An 18,453-nucleotide genomic window follows, 5' to 3' on the forward strand; every position below is an offset into this window, starting at 1 on the left:
AATGAAAGTGGGCGCATAGCTCAGCTGGATAGAGTACCTGGCTACGAACCAGGCGGTCGGAGGTTCGAATCCTCCTGCGCCCACCACTTTCATAGACTCTGCTTAGAGTATAAATAAGTAAAGTGTTGGCTTAAAAAGCCAAGCGGTCGGAGGTTCACTCTTAGAAGATACGTCCTGCGCCCACCACTTTCATACATATGCCGACATTAAGTCGGTTTTTTTGTGTCTGAAATTTGAGAAAGCTTTCAGCTATCAGGTATTAGTAAAATCCAATTTTACATAGTGCCAAATCTTCTATTCAGTCACTTCTCTAAAAGCGCAGCGCCTCTTAACCTCTTTGTGAATAATTTGTTTTAAGAAACATTACAAAGAGAAGTGAAAGAGGAATAAATGAGAAGCTCAAAACCAACATTAGTATTTAACCCATTTACGAGCTATGCTCGTCGCGCTAGCAAGCTTAGCGCCTACGGGAAAACTTTAAAGCCTGAGTTTAATTGTCGTGGACGTAGAGCGTGATCACGTTAGAAGCGCAGCTTCTAGTTACTTATGTACAGCTCAAAACCATTCACTGCTCTTTAACTTAAGCTGTGGTATTTTAAACACCTTGTTTAAAAGGAACTTGCTGTATGTTTAAAGCTGTATTCATCACCTTTGTTTTACTATTTATTATCACTATTTTTAATGTGGGCGCGCACGCTCACACAGCTCAAACAGCTCAAACAACGCCAATTGTTGGCGCTGCTCAATACAAACATTATTTGCCGCAGCTACAAAATAAACGTGTTGGGCTTGTGGTAAATCAAACATCGCTTGTTGAAAATACTCATTTAGTTGATGCTTTACTCACTAAAAATATAAACATAACCAAAATTTTTGCACCTGAACATGGCTTTAGAGGCGATCACGACGCTGGAGCCCATGTTAAAAATGCGGTTGATAGTAAAACCGGTATCCCGCTTATTTCTATTTATGGTAAAAACAAAAAACCAAGCGCTGAGGCTCTGAGCGAAGTAGATGTTATTATTTTTGATATACAAGATGTGGGCGTGCGCTTTTATACCTACATAAGCTCTATGCATTACATGATGGAAGCCGCAGCCGAGCAAGGTATTGAGTTTATTGCGCTTGATAGGCCAAACCCCAATATTGCCTACGTTGATGGGCCAATACTTGAGCGCCAATTTAAATCGTTTGTAGGCATGCACCCAATACCCGTGCTGCACGGCATGACAGTAGGCGAGCTTGCTAAAATGATTAAAGGCGAAAGCTGGATCAATAAAGCGGCTGATTTAAAGCTTACGGTGATCCCAGTTGATCATTATACGCGCTCAACATCCTACAATTTACCTGTAAAACCCAGCCCTAATTTACCGAACGATCAATCAATTGCGCTGTATCCGTCGCTTTGCTTTTTTGAGTCAACCCCTGTAAGTATTGGCAGAGGCACCGACTTTGCGTTTCAAGTAATTGGCTACTCGCCCGTTGCGCTTGGGGATTTTAGTTTTACACCGCGCTCTATTAAAGGGGCGGCAGCAAACCCTAAATTTAAAAATACTCCTGTAAAAGGGCTCGATCTACGCACAGCAAACACGCGTGGGCTTGATTTAAGTTATTTAATTACGGCTTATAATAAATTATCTAAAAACAATATTACCTTTTTTGAACGCGCTGATTTTATGGATAAATTGGCTGGTACCAACAAACTACGGTTAGCTATTGAAGCAGGGCAATCAGAGCAGCAAATAAAACAAAGTTGGCAGCAAGGGCTTGCAGCATTTAAAAAGCAACGAGCGCCGTATTTGCTGTACAAGTAAGGGGTGCAAATGGCTTTAGTAATAAATAAAAAATTAAGCAGCTGTTTTAAAACGGCTTTACTGGCGCTTGTTAGTGTTACTCTTGTAGCGTGCAGTACGGCAAATAAGCCAAATGAGTTTACAGCAAGTGAGCTTAAGCAAAGCAAATTAGTAACGCTTCCAAACGCCCAAGTTATTGTCACTTTTCCTGAGGCTAACCCAAGTAGCCGTGAGTACGTAAATAACCGTGGCACATTCAAAGCGTATAAAGGGCGAGGGCAGTTATTAATTCAAAATAATAACGCGATAAGCGCCGATATTTTTATAAATAACCAAAAGCTTAATATTACCAATCAATTAGCCGCTAATACTTTATATGAGTATTCGCTAGCAAGGCGCACCCACAACGGGGTAAATACGTTTAAGGTTGAAAATATTAAACCTAAAGGCGCAAGCCTTACCTTGCGCTTTGAGTTTCCGACCTTAAATACCGCTGCGCAAAGTAATATAGACTTTAGCCAGGTCGATGCCCTTATTGAAAAAGACATACAAGCTGGTTTTCCTGGGGCGGTATTAGCCGTTATTAAAAGTGGCGAACTCATAAAGCTTAGTGCCTATGGCGAAGCCAAAAAGTACCAGCAAAGTGATTTAATGCTACTACGCCCAGAGCCAATGCAAACACATACTCTGTTTGATTTAGCCTCTAACACCAAAATATTTGCCACTAATTTTGCCCTTATGAAACTTGTAAGTGAAGGGCTTTTAAATATAAATAACTCCGTACAAAGTTACTTACCCGAATACAAAGGTGATGGCCGCGAGCTGCGCACAGTTAAAGATTTACTCACGCATACAGCGGGTTACCCGCCTGTGTTTGATTTTCATCGTAAAGAAACTAAAAATGGCGATGCGTATTTTTCGCAAAATAGCCAAACCACAAAGCAGCTGTTACTTACGCAAGTACCGCTGAGCAATAAATACCCCGCACAAGCTGTTTACTCCGATATTGATTACATGATTTTAGGCGTACTAGTTGAGCGTATAACCGGGCAACCACTTGATGACTACCTAGAGCAACACATTTACGCCCCACTTAAACTGACCAATACGGTATTTAACCCACTTAAAAAGGGCTTTAAACGCGCTGAATTTGCAGCAACCGAGCTTAGCGGCAATACCCGTGATGGCCGTATTACCTTTGATAATATTCGTACCAATGTTTTGCAAGGCGAAGTGCACGACGAGCGAGCATTTTATTCGTTTAATGGCGTAGCAGGGCATGCCGGTTTATTTAGTAATGCACCCGATTTAGCTGTGCTTTGCCAAGTACTATTAAACCAAGGTGGCTTTGGCAATACCCAATTATTTAGCGCATCAACCTTAGCGCAGTTTGTAACGCCACAATTAAACAACGAAACCTATGGCCTAGGCTTTAGGCTTGCAGGTAACAACCAAGCCAGGCGTTGGCATTTTGGCCCTTACGCAAGTGCACAAGCGTATGGGCACACCGGCTGGACGGGTACAGTAACGGTTATTGATCCAACCTACGATTTAGCCATTATTTTATTGACCAATGCACGGCACACAAAAATAAAAGGAAGCCAAAAACATTACCAGTTTTTGGGCAAACAATACGAGACCGCGCAATATGGCTCGGTGGTATCGCTTATTTACGAAGCAGTACTAAATCAATAAATTATCGTTTAGGCTAAAACGGCCTAAGTGCAGTGCCTTAAGTGATTTATTTGCAGGTGACTTAACTAAGCCAATCCATTAAGCTAAGCGGTTTACAAATTCAGGCCTCATTTTTAAAACGGCCTGTAAAATAAGCGTTTCAACGTGAATAAAGCGAACGCACTTCGCTATTAATAAAGGTTAATTTATGTCTTGGTATTCTATATTACCGCCGCTCATTGCTATCGCTATCGTATTTTGGCGAAAAGAAGTAATAATGGCACTTTTGGTGGCCGTGGCTTCGTCAGAATTTTTACTCGCTATACAAGGCGAGGGTAATACCTTATTTGCTACATTTTTAAATACCATTGAGCGCATAATATCGGTAGCCAGCTCGCCGGGTAACACTCGCATTTTAATATTTAGTATTATGATTGGTGCCTTGCTTGCCTACATACGCGAATCTGGCGGCGTAGCAGCCACCGTTAATATGCTTATGAATAAAGGCATTGCAAAAAGTAAGCGCCAAGTTGGCTTTTTAACCATGTTTACCGGCATCGCGGTATTTATAGAGTCAAACCTCAGCGTATTAACCTCAGGTATTGTATCGCGTGGTCTGTTCGACAAATTTAAAATGAGCCGAGCGCGTCTTGCTTATATTATTGATAGTACCAGTGCACCGGTGTGTATTTTAATATTACTTAACGGTTGGGGCGCATTTGTACTGGGTTTACTTGGCAATTACGAACTAAGCGAATCGGCGGTTTCTATTTTATGGGGCAGCGTAGGGTACAACTTTTACGCCATTATCACGCTAGTCATTGTGTTTTACACTATCGCGTTTGATAAAGTACACGGCCCAATGAAAGAAGCCGAGCAAAAGCTAGAGCTGCAAAAAACCGATCTAAAAGAAGAAGTAAAAGGCTCTAAAGCGCGTTACATGCTCGTGCCATTACTTACCCTAATTGTGAGCATGGTAGGCTTTATGTTTTACACCGGCAACGGCGTACTTGCAGAAGGCAGCGGCTCTAAATCGGTTTTATACGCAACGGTATTAGCCATTGTAGTTGCATATGTTTTAATGATTAGCTCGCGCCAATTTACTCACCATCAATTAGTCGACACCGGCTTTAAAGGCATGGGCGAGTTATTACCGCTAGTGAGCATTGTATTGCTTTCACTTACACTGGGCGCAAGCTTAAAAGAGCTAGGCACGGGCGTATTTGTCGCATCACTAGTGGGTGATTACCTACCTATTTACTTAATTGTACCAGTGCTGTTTTTAACCGGCGCGGTTATGTCGTTTACTACGGGTACATCGTGGGGCACATTTGCCATACTTATTCCTATTGGCGTACCGCTTATTCAGGCGCTCGGTTTGCCACCTTCACTGGTGGTAGGCGCTATTTTAGGCGGCGGTATATTTGGCGATCACTGCTCCCCTATATCCGACACCAGCGCCGTATCGGCACTCGCCTCGGGGTGTGATTTGCTCACCCACGTTAAAACGCAGCTACCGTATGCATTATTTGGCGGCGCACTGACGTTTATAGCGTACTTAGTAACAAGCATAATAGTGTTATAAAATTTGCTCGTTTAAATACTCAAAGGCCTGCTTAATCGCAGGCTTTTTTGTTTTAAATATGCAGTTAAGTACCCGTATTTATATTTTTTAGGTTATTGTATGGCATGAGCTTTAAGCTTTTTAATAGCTATAAATTCTTACTTTTTAACTTATACAAGGCTGTAAACCCACACTATGTTTGTAATAGATAATATCATTCTTGTTAGTGCCATTTTAATTTTACTAGGGGTTATCTCGAGCAAGCTATCTGCGCGCGTTGGCTTACCCGTGCTAGTGCTATTTTTACTGGTGGGCATGCTTGCAGGTGAAGACGGTATTGCCGGTATATCATTTGATAACGCAGAGGCTGCGCATGCTCTGGGCACGTTAGCACTGGCTATTATTCTATTTGATGGTGGGCTACAAACGCCAACCAGCTCTATTAAACAAGTGTGGAAACCTGCTTCGGCTTTAGCAACGGTTGGGGTGCTATTAACGGCGGTAATTACCGGCCTTGTCGCCACTTATATTTTAGACTTACCCGTATTACAAGGCGTTTTGCTGGGCGCTATTGTGGGCTCTACAGATGCCGCAGCGGTATTTGCACTTTTACGAAGCGCCGGTATTCACCTAAATAAAAAGCTTAAATCAACCCTTGAAATAGAAAGTGCCTCGAACGACCCAATGGCTATTTTTTTAACGGTTGGTTTGCTCGAAATGCTAGTGAACGACATGCCAATAGGGCTGGGTTTACTGCAGTTATTTGTCCAGCAAATGGGCGTAGGCGCCGTTTGTGGGTTTTTAATTGGTAAGGTGTCGGTGTGGTTTATTAATCGAATAAAATTAAATGCATCAGGTTTGTATTTAGTAATGGTAACCGCATTTGGGCTGCTTTCTTTTGGCCTTTCTGCAACGCTTGGCGGCAGTGGCTTTTTAGCTGTATTTATAACCGGCGTTATTTTAGGTAACAGTAAATTTGTATATAAACGCGGTATTTTTCTGTTTCACGATGGTTTAGCGTGGCTTGGGCAAATAACCATGTTTGTTGTGTTAGGGCTTTTAATTAACCCCTCGTCGTTGGTTGATGTATGGCTAGAAGGGTTGTTAATTGCACTGGCACTTATTTTTGTTGCTCGCCCACTAGCGGTAGCGCCAATTTTAAAATTATTTGGCTTTAATAATCGCGAAACTTTATTTGTATCTTGGGTGGGGTTAAGAGGCTCAGTGCCGATTATTTTAGCTATATTCCCACTGTTGTTTGGCCTTTCAGGGGCGGAGCTTATTTTTAATGTGGTTTTTTTCGTGGTGTTAATCTCGGCCACGTTGCAAGGCTCAACTATGCCTTGGATGGCTAAAAAGTTAAGTTTAATAGAGCCGCCACCCGATTTAGCAGCTGCAACGCTCGAAATTACCGCCTTAAACGATATTGATATAGAAATTGTAGAGTACACGTTAAGTGATGTTTCTCGGGTTTCTGGGCGCAGTTTGTCTCATGCTGCACTGCCAGAAAGTGTAGTTGTAGCCATGATCACACGAGGACCTTCAATCATACCGCCACGCGGCTCAACTAAATTAAAACCAAACGATCATTTATTTGTTGTTTTAAAACCCGCTAACAGACCTTTTGTTGATTTAGTTTTTACAGCAACCGATAAAACAAACCATCAAGACAGTCACTTAGCGCGCAACGAACTTAAAGTGAAAGGGGTTACGCTAGTAGGCGATATATTTTACTCATACCACATGAAAATAGACGCGCCAGAGGGCATAAGCTTGGAAGAGGTGATCAACCAAAAGCTCTCAGGAGAAATCAGTAAAGGGTCAATTGTGGTTATTGGTAATGTTCAACTACGCGTTATAACAATGGTACATACGCGTATAGTGACCATTGGCTTAAAGTACTTACACAATCCAGAACAACGACTTTTAAAGCAGTAACCATTACCGATAATTTACAAGATATTAGCGACGTAGGTTGGGTTGAGTGACACGAAACCCAACGTATCACCGATGCAATGAGCAAACCCAAGCTAATTATATGTAGTGTTTATTTTAAGCGCATAGCTTGCTGATACACCGGGTGTTAGCCTGAGTTTAATTACAAAATACATAAAAGCCTGCTTAATAGCAGGTTTTATAAAGCATTGAATGTGGATTTTACTTATTAAATGAGTAATCAACGCGTGCAAAAGGCCATTCGTTTTTAATCCATGCTTTAACGCTCGTTTTTAATTCGGTAAAAAGTGGTGTAGCAATATGCTCTTTAGCGACCCAACTAAACACGGTGGCGTCAAACTTATCACTAGCGGCACCTGAAATGTAAATGCAGCCAATCACTTTCGTTTTATTGTTATTCATTACATGGAAGGTAAAAGATTCTTTATTATCAAATGCGATTAAATCATTTTCTAATGTTTGTGTGTTTTCATCCAAAGTAAAGTTATCAGCAGGCCATGTTGTGCCTAAGCTATTTTGAATAAACTCGCGAGCAGACATAAGCGCTTTGTAATCAAGAACTGTGTATTTAGGGTTTACCTTAACTAAGGTAAAGTTTTCAAAGCGCTTTTCAACCGGTACTACAAATACGTTACTCACTAAAGCCTCAGCCTGCACAAACGAGCAGCAAAATGTATAAATAGTAAAAACGAGTAAAAGTAGCTTTTTCATATTTTTTCTTAAATTTAAACTAAAAGTTAAATAAAATTATATTCGTACAACTCATAAATCCAAAGAGCTAAAATAATGTATTTTCAGGAGTGAATATATTTGCTGTCAATAAAAACCAAAATGAGACTGACTGCTTTCTAACTTTTATAGGGCGCTACTCGAGGCTTGAAATAATGATGAGGAATAAAGTTAGCTATGTAGTAATTTTACCTCTGTGCAGCGCGAAGCGCCTCTGTGTTCTCGGTGGTAATATATATCTAAATTACCACTACCACCAACCTTAACTGAGCTAAACCACCTAAGCCCCACACTGCCTAACTCCAGCACCCGCATGTTTAAGTGCTACAATCTGCCCTTTACCGTTATGCGCCATAGCCAGCATATCACCCGTATTTAGACCACTTTCTACCGCATGTTTACCCTTTAAATCACTGAGCAGTGACTGCTTAATTTGCACTAGTACCTCGTCATTACAGCTGGCTATGTACCAGTCGTTATCAACCTTTACTAGCGTGCCGTATTCTATGTGGCGTTGTTGGTGTAAGCGCAAGCTATTAGCGTGTTGAGTATCGAGTGCGTGTTTTTGCTCGGTAATGGCGCTTGTGTAACTGCCCGATGGGGTTATTTCGTGGGTTTTAATAATTGAGTAGTCGTGAATGTCTATAGTTTTAAATGAGCTGTTAAGCACCGTTTTAGGTGCGTGGTTAATGCCCTCGTTACTATCAAACACAATAAAGGCGAATACGCCCAGTGCGCAGGCAAGGCTGGTTAACTGTAGCGTAAAACTAAGCCTTGAGGGCTTTTTATGGCTGGCATTATTAAGTAACGCTTTTTGTTGGGAAGCGCTGAGTGTAGTGCGTGCTTTTCGCTCTTTGTAGTGTTGAGTGAGCTTTTGATCAAACTGCTCATCAGGCTTATTCATTGTTTGCTCCTAATAAACGTTTAAGGTTTTGCTTGGCATAGCGCAGCCTTGTTTTTACGCTCTCATGGTTGCTTTGCGTTATAAGCTCTATGTCGGCAAGGCTAAAGCCTTCTTGTTGTAAGGTAATGACTTCGCGCTGTACAAAGCTCAGTTGCTTGAGTGCGCTATCGAACGCTTGGTAATTTATATTGCTAATACTATTGTTATTACCTTGCTCATTTTGCTGCGCGGGTAGGTGGGTGTTTTCGTCAAGCTCTACAAAGCGTTGCTGTTTGCGGTATTCGTCTACTAATGTGTTGCGCGCGAGTTTAAATAACCACGCTTTTGGCGTGGTTTGCGCTTGGTAAAGGTGGCGTTTTTCGATTACTTTTAGCCAGGTTTGTTGGCTTACGTCGTATGCTAAATGCGTATTAGATTGCGTCACTAGGTAGTGATATAAATCGTTACTGTATAAGGCAATAAGCTGCTCTAAGTAGCGGTTGTCGCCACTTTTTGCGTAACTTGCCATGCAATCCTTGCTTGGCGTTTCAAATAACCATGACTTAATACTGAGTAGCATAGGCGTTTAGTCCGTTAAATAGAGTTATCTAATTTAAAATCGAGCTGTACGGTTTGATCTGTTTGTAATTGTGCCACACCTTCTATTACTTTGGGGCGATATTTCCAGCGTTTTATGGCTCTTATTGCTTCGCGGTCAAAGGTGCGTTTGGGCTCGGCGTTTATTACCACTGGGTTTATTACTTCGCCGGTGGGCGAAATACTAAAGCTCAGTTGCACCCAGCCTTCTATGCCATTGCGCGCGGCAGCTGTTGGGTATTTTGGATTTATGCGTACTATGGGTGTTGCATCGCCTGTTGGGCGGTTAATCGTGCTATTTATATCATCTCCAAAATCATCAATAGTGACCGGTGTTAATTCGTTAATCGCTATTACAGGGTCGTTTGAGGTATCTATTGGTGGTGCTTTAGGCGGCGTTTTTGGCACAGGCGGTGGTGGCTGTATTTTTTGTATATGCCTTACTTGTGAATCCTCTGGTGTCTGAAAAATCTCTACAATAATATCGTCGCCGAGCTTTATAGGTGCGCGCTGCTCGCCACTAATTAGGTATTGCATAAATGCAAAGGCGGCAAAGGTCATTACTGCGCCGCCAATAACGGCGGTTGATGTTTTAATAAATGCTGAATTATTGGGTATTTCAAGTGTGTGCATAAGCCGCTCCGAGTAAACTTATTGGGTTGTTTAAAAGCTATAACGGGGGGCAAATCAAAAAGGGGTTAAATAATTTTATAAAAATTGCGGGGTTTAGTTACAATAGCGTTCGCTATATTTTTACTTATTAATTTTTTAGGCTGTTATGCAACTCATACAAATAGATAAAGCACGTTACCGCAAACATTTAAATAGGGTAATTGCTGGGTGTGCGGCGGGTTTAGCTGTTGGTAGCTTGGCTATATCGCAAACGTTAATTGCGTTGTTTCCTGATGAAAGCGAGAGTCACTTTCATTGGAATTTAACCGGTGTTGTTATAACAAGTTTGGCCATTGGCTGGCTGTTAAATAAATACCGTACCCATAGTTTTATGACCGAAGTGGTATATGTGTGGGAGCTTAAACAAGCGCTTAATAAAATAACCCGCAAAATGCCAAAGCTAAAAGCGGCAGGGCGCGAGGGTAATGCCGATGCATTGTTAGCGATTCATTATAGTTATGCGGGCTCACGGCTTTTATGGCAGCTTGACGATAACACCATTACTATGGATGAGTTAGCTATAAAACAAGCGGAGCTTGATAGTGTGGCGGCCAAGTATAACCTGACGTTAAATGCCGATGACTATAACGAGGCTATATTAAAACAGTTTTAAAGCCTAGGTGGTTAAATTAGCTAAAGGAGCCTTAATGAAAAAAGTACTGATAGTGTGTTTAGGTAATATTTGCCGCTCGCCCACAGCAGAGGCGGTGTTAAAAGCGCGTGCTAAAAAATTAGGTGTTGAGGTAAAAGTCGACTCGGCAGGGACTATTGGCTACCACGAAGGTAAAACGCCAGATAGCCGCTCAATGGCTGCAGGCGAAAAACGCGGTTATAGCTTTAAAGGTATATTTTCGCGCCCAGTTCGCAGCAGCGATTTTACTGAGTTTGATTTAATTTTAGCGGCCGACACACAAAACTTAGCTGACTTAAAAGCGCAATGCCCCACCCATTTACATTACAAGCTGGCATTGTTTTTAGAATACGGCGAGCAAAGCCAAAGCGCCATACCCGACCCATACTACGGCGGCGATGATGGCTTTGAAAATGTGCTCGATTTAATTGAAGCCGCTAGCGATAAAATACTCGCAAAGCTTTGAGTAAAACTACCTGAACAAAAAGACGCTATAATACCTTGCGTGTTATCTGGCTATTTTAAAGTCGAGCTGTACTTGCGTACTTGCAACAACGGGTTGGCCGTCTTCAAATTTTGGTGCATAACGCCACTTTTTAAGTGCTGTAAGTGCTGACCTTTCAAACTCTTTCCCCCCTTGTGAGCTAACTACCTCTGGGTTTTTAACAAAGCCAGCGGTATCTACGTCAAATTCAACAACGACAATACCATCTCGCATTTGGCGTGCTTTGTTTTGTGGGTACTCAGGGTTTTTGCGGTATATAGGTGTTTGCTCTTGTGTTTTTTTCCACGGCACCATTTTAGCAATTGCTAAACAATGCTTAGTGGCTTGTTCGCTTTGGCCTGTTTTTTCGTAAAGGTTAACAAGCTTTGAGTGCGCAGTAAGCTCAGCGCTGTGATCAAAGCTTAAGTTGTTATCAAATACCGATACAACATGGTTTAGTCGTTCAATGGCTTCATTGTATTTTTTCTTACCTTGAGCAAACGACGCCATTAAAAAGTCGGCTTTAATGCGCTCTACGGTGTTGTCGTCTAGGTTATTACGGTAGTAGTCATCGGCTTGGTTAAGCAGTGTTTTAGCTTTATGGTATTTTTTATGAGCAAATTTTTTGGCTAGCAGCGAGGCTGCTTCAAACTGCATATCGGCAACAAATTTAGGGTTGTTTTGTGTTTTAGCTATTTCAATTATACGGTCGTAATCGTTATCGGCTTGATAGGCCGAGCTGGTGTTTTCCGCTTTGCCTATTAGGGCATCGATTGTTTCTATTGCATTTTTACCGTGGTTATTTGCCAGTATTGTATAGGCTTGCGAGTAAAGTTCGAAGCGTTGCTCTGATACATTTTTTTTGTCGTTGATAGAGCGCGGCGCTGTAATTGCTTTGGCGTAATTAATAGCAAGGCTTGCGGTGTTATCACTTTTATCACCATAAAGCGCAAGGCCTGTAATATAGGCATGTTTAGCTGCTTGCTCTATGTTTTCGTCTTTTTTAACAGCCGTTAAATAACTTTGGTATGCATCAGAAAAGGCGGCTTTATCATCGCTTACTTGGCTTGCATTGGCCTGGCTTGCAAAAGCCGTAAAGGTTAATCCGATAACTAAGGCGAGGCGTTGTGCTTTCATAATAATCCCTATTAGTGTTCAATCTAGAAACAAAATACCACAAGTGATAATAGTTTTCATTACTCTTTGTGTGGGCGCTTGCTTATAAAACTAACTAATTACCTAATACCCATGTGCACTAAGCTGTAACTAACTTTCGTCATTAAACTGTACTAATAGTGTCTACTGAGGTAACTAGGTAACACCGTTTTAGCTTTTTATAGGTGCGGTGTATTAACTTAATGTATAAGCAGCGTGGTAAAAGTAATAAAATTAAAATAGCAAATGCGTACAAGTTTGTCATTGTTTTGGGGAAATAGCTCTAGGTAGTGGGAGTTTATTGCATATTAAGATTGAAAATAGGCTGTGTAATCGCCATATATTTGCCATAAACCTAGTGTACTACGATCTAACTTTAAACATTTGTGATATTATCACCTTATGGTGTCGTAGTTATTTAATTATTTGGATTTGTCGTGGCGCAAGTAAGAGCAAGAGCCCAGCTTAATGTTGGCAAAAATAGTGATATTCCCGCAGAAATAGTGTCTTTTAGTGGCTTAAAAGACGGCCAAGAACACGTTGCGTTTGTATTTAATAATGCTGATGTAAATCAAAATGTGCCGCTTATTCGCATGCACTCTGAGTGTTTAACCGGTGATGTGTTTCATTCATCGCGCTGCGATTGTGGCGAGCAGTTAAATGAGTGTATTGAAATGATGCACGAGCAAGGCGGGGTGTTATTGTATTTACGCCAAGAGGGCCGAGGTATTGGTTTATATAATAAAATTGATGCTTACGTGCTGCAATCTCAAGGTATGAACACTTACGAGGCTAATAACCACTTAGGCTTTGCCGACGACTTACGAGATTTTTCGGACGCGGTATTAATGCTCAACGCACTTAATTTAAGCCACGTTAAATTAATGACCAATAACCCTAAAAAGCTTAATGCATTAAAAGATGCCGGCATTGAAGTAGACACCGTTATTGGTACCCATGCGCATATTAAAGCAGGCCTTACAGGTAACAAAGCTTACCTAGAAACCAAAATAAAACACGGCGCACATATGTTAGATATTAAAAAAATTAAAAAACCTTAACTATTTAATCATGTAGTGTCTGTTAATCCCCCCTCACGCCAAGTTATACTTGGCGTGTTTTGTTTAATTTAAGAGCCAGTATGTCTAACGAATTACGAATTTTTAAAGCCGATGCCGGGCTAAAGTGGTTTAAAGCCGGTTGGCATATTTTTAAAACCCAGCCATTTACCTTTGTAGTTATGCACTTATTAATAGGCATAGTGGGCATACTGTCGTTATTTTTACCTTTGCTGCAAGTTGTTGCGGCACTTGCTACGCCTTTTTTAACCGCTGGTTTTTACCAAGCGGTACTGAGCAAGCAGCAGGGCGGTAAAATTATGCTGGCCGACATACTCAAACCCTTTAGCGCAAAAGGTAACCGTTTAGGACTACTACGTTTAGCGCTTTACCAAATGGGGGCGGGTATTTTAATGGCCTTATTAGCTAATGGCCTATTTGCCGATGCGGTGGCTATTATGAGCCAAGAGGGGCTTGATCCTAACATTGCGCTTGAGCAAACCTTAAATAGTATTTCGGGCGCCAGTGTGGTGCTATTTTTAGTGGCAATGGCGGTGTATTTAATGGCGTTTGCTTACGCGGTACCGCTTATTTATTTTAGTAAAGAAAAACGCATTTTAACGGCGCTTAAAAATTCGCTATTGGTTTTTTATCATAACCTGTTCGCATTGAGTGTTTTTGGCATTATTTGTGTGTTATTTATGGCGCTTTCTATGTTCTTATCGTTCTTACCGCTGTTGATTTTAATGCCAATTTGCTACATTAGTTTCTTTGTATCTTATCAGGCTATTTTTATGCCAGTTGTACCGCCAAGTGACGATAGTAATGTTAAACCACTTAGCAGTGAACAAAGCGGGCGCTTTGACGCTTAATGGATGATAAGTTAAAACAAAAGCTTAAAAACTATGTACTGTGGTTACTTGGGCGCCAAGAGTATTCGCGCCGCGAGTTAACCTTTAAGCTTCAGCAAAAAGAAGCCAGCGACGAGTTTATAGAAACCCTGCTTAATTGGTGCGAAGAGCACAATTTTATTAATGAGCAACGCTATTGCGAAGGGTTTGTCAGAAAACACATTTTTAAAGGCCATGGCTTAAAGCGCATTCAAAGCGAAGCCATAGGCAAAGGGATTGACCGTTCACTACTTGAAAGAGTGGTTGAAGAGCTTGAAATAGACTGGTTTGAGCTTGCGCAGGAAGCGTACAACAAGAAGTATTCAACTACACCGGCCAACCTCGAGTACAAAGATAAAGCTAAGCGCGTGCGCTACTTAATGTACCGAGGATTTAGCTACGAACAAATTGATTTTGCAATGCAAGCACAGTAAATACAGGTGAGATTTTCACATGCAGCACATGACTACGGCACAACTTAGGCAACAGTTTTTAGACTTTTTTGCCAGCAAACAGCACCAAATTGTCCAATCGGCTTCACTTATTCCGGGTAACGATGCCACGTTGTTATTTAACAATGCCGGCATGGTTCCTTTTAAGGATGTGTTTTTAGGCGCCGAAACTCGCCCTTACACGCGTGCTACAAGTGCACAGCGTTGTGTGCGTGCTGGTGGTAAACATAACGATTTAGAAAATGTAGGTTACACAGCGCGTCACCATACATTTTTTGAAATGCTAGGTAACTTTAGTTTTGGCGATTACTTTAAACAAGACGCTATTAAGTTTGCGTGGGAGTTTTTAACTGAGGTTGTTAAATTACCACAAGAAAAACTACTTGTTACTATTTATCACGACGATGAAGATGCATTTGGCTTTTGGCACAATGATATTGGCCTAAGCGAAGATCGTATTATTCGTATTGCTACCTCAGATAACTTTTGGTCAATGGGCGATACTGGCCCGTGTGGCCCGTGTTCTGAAATATTTTACGATCACGGTGAGCACATTTGGGGTGGTCCTCCGGGCTCGCCTGAAGAAGATGGCGACCGCTTTATCGAAATTTGGAACCTTGTATTTATGCAGTACAACCGTCAAAGCGACGGTACTATGGAGCCGCTGCCTAAGCAATCTGTCGATACGGGAATGGGCCTTGAGCGTATTGCTGCTATTTTACAAGGCGTGCATTCAAACTATGAAATCGATTTGTTCCAAGGCTTAATTGCAGCTGCGGCAAGTGTAACTAACGCGCAAGATATGGATGATAAGTCACTTCGCGTAGTAGCGGATCATATTCGTTCGTGTGCGTTTTTAATTTCTGATGGTGTTATGCCATCAAACGAAGGCCGTGGTTATGTATTGCGTCGTATTATTCGTCGTGCAGTACGCCATGGTAACAAGCTTGGTGCACAAGGTGCGTTTTTCTATAAACTGGTTGCAGCGCTTATTGAACAAATGGGCCAAGCTTACCCAGAGCTGGCAAAGCAGCAAGAAATTATCGAAAAAGTACTGCGCATTGAAGAAGAACAATTTGGTAAAACCCTTGAGCGTGGCTTAGCTATTTTAGAGGAAAGCCTAAGCGAGCTTAAAGGCGATGTTATTCCTGGTGATTTAGTATTTAAGTTATACGACACCTATGGTTTCCCCGCTGATTTAACGGCCGATGTAGCCCGTGAGCGCCAAATGACAATAGACCATGCAGGCTTTGAAGAGTGCATGGCTGTACAGCGTAAAACAGCGCAGCAAGCGGGTAAATTTGGTGCCGATTATAACGAGCAATTAAAGTCAGAAAAACACACTGAGTTTAAAGGCTACGACAGCACACATCATAGCGCTACAGTAGTAGAAGTGTTTGCAAATGGTGAGTCGGTTTCTATTTTAGAAGACGGCCAACAAGGCATTGTGGTACTTAACCATACGCCATTTTATGCAGAATCTGGTGGCCAAACAGGCGATACCGGTACCATTACTGTTGCAGGTGGCGAGTTTACAGTGACTAACACTACTAAGCTGGGTAATGCGTTTGCGCACCACGGTAGCGTACAAGGGCGCATTGCGGTTAACGATAAAGTAGACGCAACTATTGATGATGCACGCCGTGAACGCATTAAGAAAAATCACACAGCTACGCATATTTTACACGAAGCTCTGCGCCAATTATTAGGTGAACACGTAAGCCAAAAAGGCTCGCTGGTTGAGCCTGAGCGTTTACGTTTTGACTTCTCACACTTTGAAGCGGTTACTAAAGACGAACTACGTGAAATTGAGCGTGTAGTTAACGATGAAATTCGTCGTAACTTTGCCCTAAACACTGAGCTTATGGCGATTGATGACGCTAAAGCAAAAGGGGCAATGGCGCTGTTTGGCGAAAAGTACGACGATGAAGTACGCGTAGTAACCATTGGCGATTACTCAATTGAACTGTGTGGCGGTACGCACGTAGAGCGCGCGGGAGATATTGGCTTATTTAAAATTGTATCTGAAAGCGGTATTGCTGCAGGCGTGCGCCGTATTGAAGCAGTAACAGGCGCAGATGCAGTGGCGTATGTAAGCGAGCAAGAAAAACAGCTAAACGATGTAGCGGCGCTGGTAAAAGGTGATAGCGCATCGGTACTTGAAAAAGTAACTGCGCTTCTTGAAAAGTCTAAAGGCCTTGAAAAGCAAATTGCACAGCTTAACGATAAGCTAGCCAGTGCAGCGGGTGCGTCTTTACTTGATTCGATTGTTGAAATTAATGGCGTTAAGCTACTAGTGGCAAACGTTGAAGGAACTGAGTCTAAAGCGCTTCGTGGCATGGTTGACGACCTTAAAAACAAGATTGGCTCAGGTGTTATTGCACTGGGTGTTGCCAGCGGCGAAAAAGTAAGCCTAATTGCCGGTGTAACGAAAGATTTAACCGGTAAAGTTAAAGCCGGTGAGCTTGTAAACCACATGGCAGGCCAAGTAGGCGGTAAAGGGGGCGGTCGTCCTGATATGGCACAAGCGGGTGGTTCACAGCCTGAAAACCTAAACGCCGCGCTTGAAAGCGTGACAGCCTGGGTAAGTGAGAAAGTTTAAGCTTACGTGGCACTTATTGTCCAAAAGTTTGGCGGCACTTCGGTTGGCTCTATTGAGCGAATAGAAGCGGTCGCCGACCTTGTTGTTAAAACTAAGCAGCAAGGTCATCAAGTGGTTGTGGTTCTTTCGGCCATGTCGGGAGAAACCAACCGCTTAATTAACCTCGCCAAGCAAATAGATACTCGCCCGAGTAGCCGAGAATTAGACGTACTTATTAGCACTGGAGAACAGGTTTCTGTTTCGCTCCTTGCTATGGCTATTATAAAACGTGGCCATTCGGCTGTAAGCCTACTAGCCGATCAGGTTAATATTCAAACCGATAACATGTTTGGTAAAGCCCGTATTGAAGAGGTTGCTGCGACGCGTTTAAAGCATGAGCTTGAGCATAATCGGATTGCGATTATTGCCGGTTTTCAGGGGCGCGATGTAGAGGGCAATATTACAACCCTTGGGCGCGGCGGCACCGATACCTCTGCGGTAGAAATAGCCGCGGCAATAAAAGCCGATGAATGTCAGATCTATACCGACGTTGATGGCGTATACACTACTGATCCTCGTGTAGAACCAAACGCACAGCGAATGCGCCATGTAACGTTTGCCGAAATGCTAGAGCTGGCAAGTTTAGGCGCAAAAGTATTGCATATTCGTGCTGTTGAGTCGGCTGGTAATCATAAAATGCCGCTAAGGGTGCTTTCGAGTTTTGAGCCCGATGAAGGAACGCTAATAAGTTTTGAGGAGAGCGATATGCCAACTAAGGTTGTGTCGGGGATTGCGTTTAATCGTGACGAATGCTTGATAAAGGTACATGGCGTACCATACTGTGTTCATTCTCTTACAAAAATTTTGAAACTTTTTGCAGAAAATGGCATCGAAATAGATATGATTAGTCAAGTTAATCATAACTTTGAAAAAATAGACTATGCTTTTACTGTGCATTCAAATGACTATTTGCAAGCACACGATTTACTAACTCAACAACAGGTAAATCTGCAGGCTGATAGCATTTCTAGTGATACAACAGTTGCAAAAGTGTCGGCTGTTGGCATAGGAATGAAGTCTCACAGTGGTGTAGCGCATCAATTTTTTGATGCATTGGCGCAAGAAGGTATACACATAGTTTTAGTATCGACGTCTGAAATCAAGGTATCGGTTTTAATTGACGAGAAGTATTTAGAACTAGCAGTAAGAGCGTTACACTCAGAATTTTTAACAGAAAATGGATAGTTTGGGAGTTTTTACTTACTTTTCAATCAATTTTTCATTAAAATGGTCAAGCGGAATCTTATAATTTATTGGAACATGGGAGCAAGAGA

General features: G+C 42.0%; 16 protein-coding genes and 1 tRNA gene. 12 read left to right on the forward strand and 5 right to left on the reverse strand.

The features are described 5' to 3' along the window. The first annotated feature begins 9 nt into the window (after nucleotides 1–9). The 5 genes from CWC04_RS00005 (at nucleotide 10) to CWC04_RS00025 (ending at nucleotide 6,969) form a co-directional block, all read left to right on the forward strand. A tRNA-Arg gene (locus CWC04_RS00005) sits at nucleotides 10–86 on the forward strand. A gap of 540 nt (nucleotides 87–626) precedes the next feature. After that, nucleotides 627–1,814, forward strand: a complete 1,188-nt coding sequence (locus tag CWC04_RS00010; protein ID WP_138684309.1) for an exo-beta-N-acetylmuramidase NamZ family protein — start codon at nucleotides 627–629, stop codon at nucleotides 1,812–1,814. Nucleotides 1,815–1,823: 9 nt separating this feature from the next. After that, nucleotides 1,824–3,488: a penicillin binding protein PBP4B gene (gene pbp4b / locus CWC04_RS00015; protein WP_138684310.1), complete on the forward strand. Its 1,665-nt coding sequence runs from the start codon at nucleotides 1,824–1,826 to the stop codon at nucleotides 3,486–3,488. A gap of 187 nt (nucleotides 3,489–3,675) precedes the next feature. Further along, nucleotides 3,676–5,052, forward strand: coding sequence for a Na+/H+ antiporter NhaC family protein (locus tag CWC04_RS00020; RefSeq protein ID WP_029773935.1), 1,377 nt, complete (start codon nucleotides 3,676–3,678; stop codon nucleotides 5,050–5,052). 174 nt (nucleotides 5,053–5,226) lie between these two features. Continuing rightward, nucleotides 5,227–6,969 (forward strand): potassium/proton antiporter, encoded by a 1,743-nt coding sequence (locus tag CWC04_RS00025; protein ID WP_138684311.1) that lies wholly within the window; start codon nucleotides 5,227–5,229, stop codon nucleotides 6,967–6,969. Between the two features lie 219 nt (nucleotides 6,970–7,188). Here CWC04_RS00025 and CWC04_RS00030 read toward each other — a convergent pair whose 3' ends face one another. From CWC04_RS00030 to CWC04_RS00045, 4 genes are all read right to left on the reverse strand, one after another. Continuing rightward, nucleotides 7,189–7,698: a hypothetical protein gene (locus tag CWC04_RS00030; protein WP_138684312.1), complete on the reverse strand. Its 510-nt coding sequence runs from the start codon at nucleotides 7,696–7,698 to the stop codon at nucleotides 7,189–7,191. 298 nt (nucleotides 7,699–7,996) lie between these two features. After that, the gene (locus CWC04_RS00035) at nucleotides 7,997–8,620 is read right to left on the reverse strand and encodes a hypothetical protein (protein WP_138684313.1); all 624 of its coding nucleotides are present in this window, start codon (nucleotides 8,618–8,620) and stop codon (nucleotides 7,997–7,999) included. After that, nucleotides 8,613–9,179, reverse strand: coding sequence for a sigma-70 family RNA polymerase sigma factor (locus tag CWC04_RS00040; RefSeq protein ID WP_138684314.1), 567 nt, complete (start codon nucleotides 9,177–9,179; stop codon nucleotides 8,613–8,615). Before CWC04_RS00040 ends, CWC04_RS00035 begins: the two co-directional genes overlap by 8 nt. Nucleotides 9,180–9,193: 14 nt before the next feature. Then, nucleotides 9,194–9,829 carry an energy transducer TonB gene (locus CWC04_RS00045; protein WP_138684315.1) on the reverse strand — a complete coding sequence of 212 codons (636 nt, stop codon included), beginning with the start codon at nucleotides 9,827–9,829 and terminating at the stop codon, nucleotides 9,194–9,196. Nucleotides 9,830–9,974: 145 nt separating this feature from the next. Here CWC04_RS00045 and CWC04_RS00050 point away from each other — a divergent pair, with 145 nt between their 5' ends. Both CWC04_RS00050 and CWC04_RS00055 read left to right on the forward strand, forming a co-directional pair. Continuing rightward, entirely contained in the window at nucleotides 9,975–10,481 is a 507-nt protein-coding gene (locus CWC04_RS00050; RefSeq protein WP_138684316.1) for a DUF3087 domain-containing protein, read from the forward strand. 34 nt (nucleotides 10,482–10,515) lie between these two features. Then, nucleotides 10,516–10,965: a low molecular weight protein-tyrosine-phosphatase gene (locus CWC04_RS00055; protein WP_024031596.1), complete on the forward strand. Its 450-nt coding sequence runs from the start codon at nucleotides 10,516–10,518 to the stop codon at nucleotides 10,963–10,965. 42 nt (nucleotides 10,966–11,007) lie between these two features. On the opposite strand, the gene CWC04_RS00060 is transcribed toward CWC04_RS00055, so the two are convergent. Continuing rightward, on the reverse strand, nucleotides 11,008–12,120 hold the full coding sequence (locus CWC04_RS00060) for an energy transducer TonB (protein WP_138684317.1): 1,113 nt from the start codon (nucleotides 12,118–12,120) through the stop codon (nucleotides 11,008–11,010). Between the two features lie 455 nt (nucleotides 12,121–12,575). Between CWC04_RS00060 and CWC04_RS00065 the strand changes: the two genes are divergently transcribed. From CWC04_RS00065 to CWC04_RS00085, 5 genes are all read left to right on the forward strand, one after another. Beyond that, nucleotides 12,576–13,199, forward strand: coding sequence for a GTP cyclohydrolase II (locus tag CWC04_RS00065; protein WP_024031598.1), 624 nt, complete (start codon nucleotides 12,576–12,578; stop codon nucleotides 13,197–13,199). Between the two features lie 80 nt (nucleotides 13,200–13,279). Continuing rightward, nucleotides 13,280–14,068 (forward strand): BPSS1780 family membrane protein, encoded by a 789-nt coding sequence (locus CWC04_RS00070; RefSeq protein WP_004587511.1) that lies wholly within the window; start codon nucleotides 13,280–13,282, stop codon nucleotides 14,066–14,068. Beyond that, nucleotides 14,068–14,520 (forward strand): regulatory protein RecX, encoded by a 453-nt coding sequence (locus CWC04_RS00075; protein WP_004587512.1) that lies wholly within the window; start codon nucleotides 14,068–14,070, stop codon nucleotides 14,518–14,520. Before CWC04_RS00070 ends, CWC04_RS00075 begins: the two co-directional genes overlap by 1 nt. A gap of 19 nt (nucleotides 14,521–14,539) precedes the next feature. Further along, entirely contained in the window at nucleotides 14,540–17,140 is a 2,601-nt protein-coding gene (gene alaS, locus CWC04_RS00080) for an alanine--tRNA ligase (RefSeq protein WP_138684318.1), read from the forward strand. A gap of 6 nt (nucleotides 17,141–17,146) precedes the next feature. Then, entirely contained in the window at nucleotides 17,147–18,364 is a 1,218-nt protein-coding gene (locus CWC04_RS00085; protein WP_054983851.1) for an aspartate kinase, read from the forward strand. Nucleotides 18,365–18,453: the final 89 nt, after the last annotated feature.

The sequence above is a fragment of the Pseudoalteromonas sp. S2893 genome (genome assembly GCF_005887105.1).
In the GTDB taxonomy this organism is placed as follows: domain Bacteria; phylum Pseudomonadota; class Gammaproteobacteria; order Enterobacterales; family Alteromonadaceae; genus Pseudoalteromonas; species Pseudoalteromonas atlantica.

Coding starts and splice junctions, on each gene's coding strand:
- CWC04_RS00010 (WP_138684309.1), top strand. CDS start 627: ATGTTTAAAGCTGTATTCATCACCTTTGTTTTACTATTTATTATCACT.
- pbp4b (WP_138684310.1), top strand. CDS start 1,824: ATGGCTTTAGTAATAAATAAAAAATTAAGCAGCTGTTTTAAAACGGCT.
- CWC04_RS00020 (WP_029773935.1), top strand. CDS start 3,676: ATGTCTTGGTATTCTATATTACCGCCGCTCATTGCTATCGCTATCGTA.
- CWC04_RS00025 (WP_138684311.1), top strand. CDS start 5,227: ATGTTTGTAATAGATAATATCATTCTTGTTAGTGCCATTTTAATTTTA.
- CWC04_RS00030 (WP_138684312.1), bottom strand. CDS start 7,698: ATGAAAAAGCTACTTTTACTCGTTTTTACTATTTATACATTTTGCTGC.
- CWC04_RS00035 (WP_138684313.1), bottom strand. CDS start 8,620: ATGAATAAGCCTGATGAGCAGTTTGATCAAAAGCTCACTCAACACTAC.
- CWC04_RS00040 (WP_138684314.1), bottom strand. CDS start 9,179: ATGCTACTCAGTATTAAGTCATGGTTATTTGAAACGCCAAGCAAGGAT.
- CWC04_RS00045 (WP_138684315.1), bottom strand. CDS start 9,829: ATGCACACACTTGAAATACCCAATAATTCAGCATTTATTAAAACATCA.
- CWC04_RS00050 (WP_138684316.1), top strand. CDS start 9,975: ATGCAACTCATACAAATAGATAAAGCACGTTACCGCAAACATTTAAAT.
- CWC04_RS00055 (WP_024031596.1), top strand. CDS start 10,516: ATGAAAAAAGTACTGATAGTGTGTTTAGGTAATATTTGCCGCTCGCCC.
- CWC04_RS00060 (WP_138684317.1), bottom strand. CDS start 12,120: ATGAAAGCACAACGCCTCGCCTTAGTTATCGGATTAACCTTTACGGCT.
- CWC04_RS00070 (WP_004587511.1), top strand. CDS start 13,280: ATGTCTAACGAATTACGAATTTTTAAAGCCGATGCCGGGCTAAAGTGG.
- CWC04_RS00075 (WP_004587512.1), top strand. CDS start 14,068: ATGGATGATAAGTTAAAACAAAAGCTTAAAAACTATGTACTGTGGTTA.
- alaS (WP_138684318.1), top strand. CDS start 14,540: ATGCAGCACATGACTACGGCACAACTTAGGCAACAGTTTTTAGACTTT.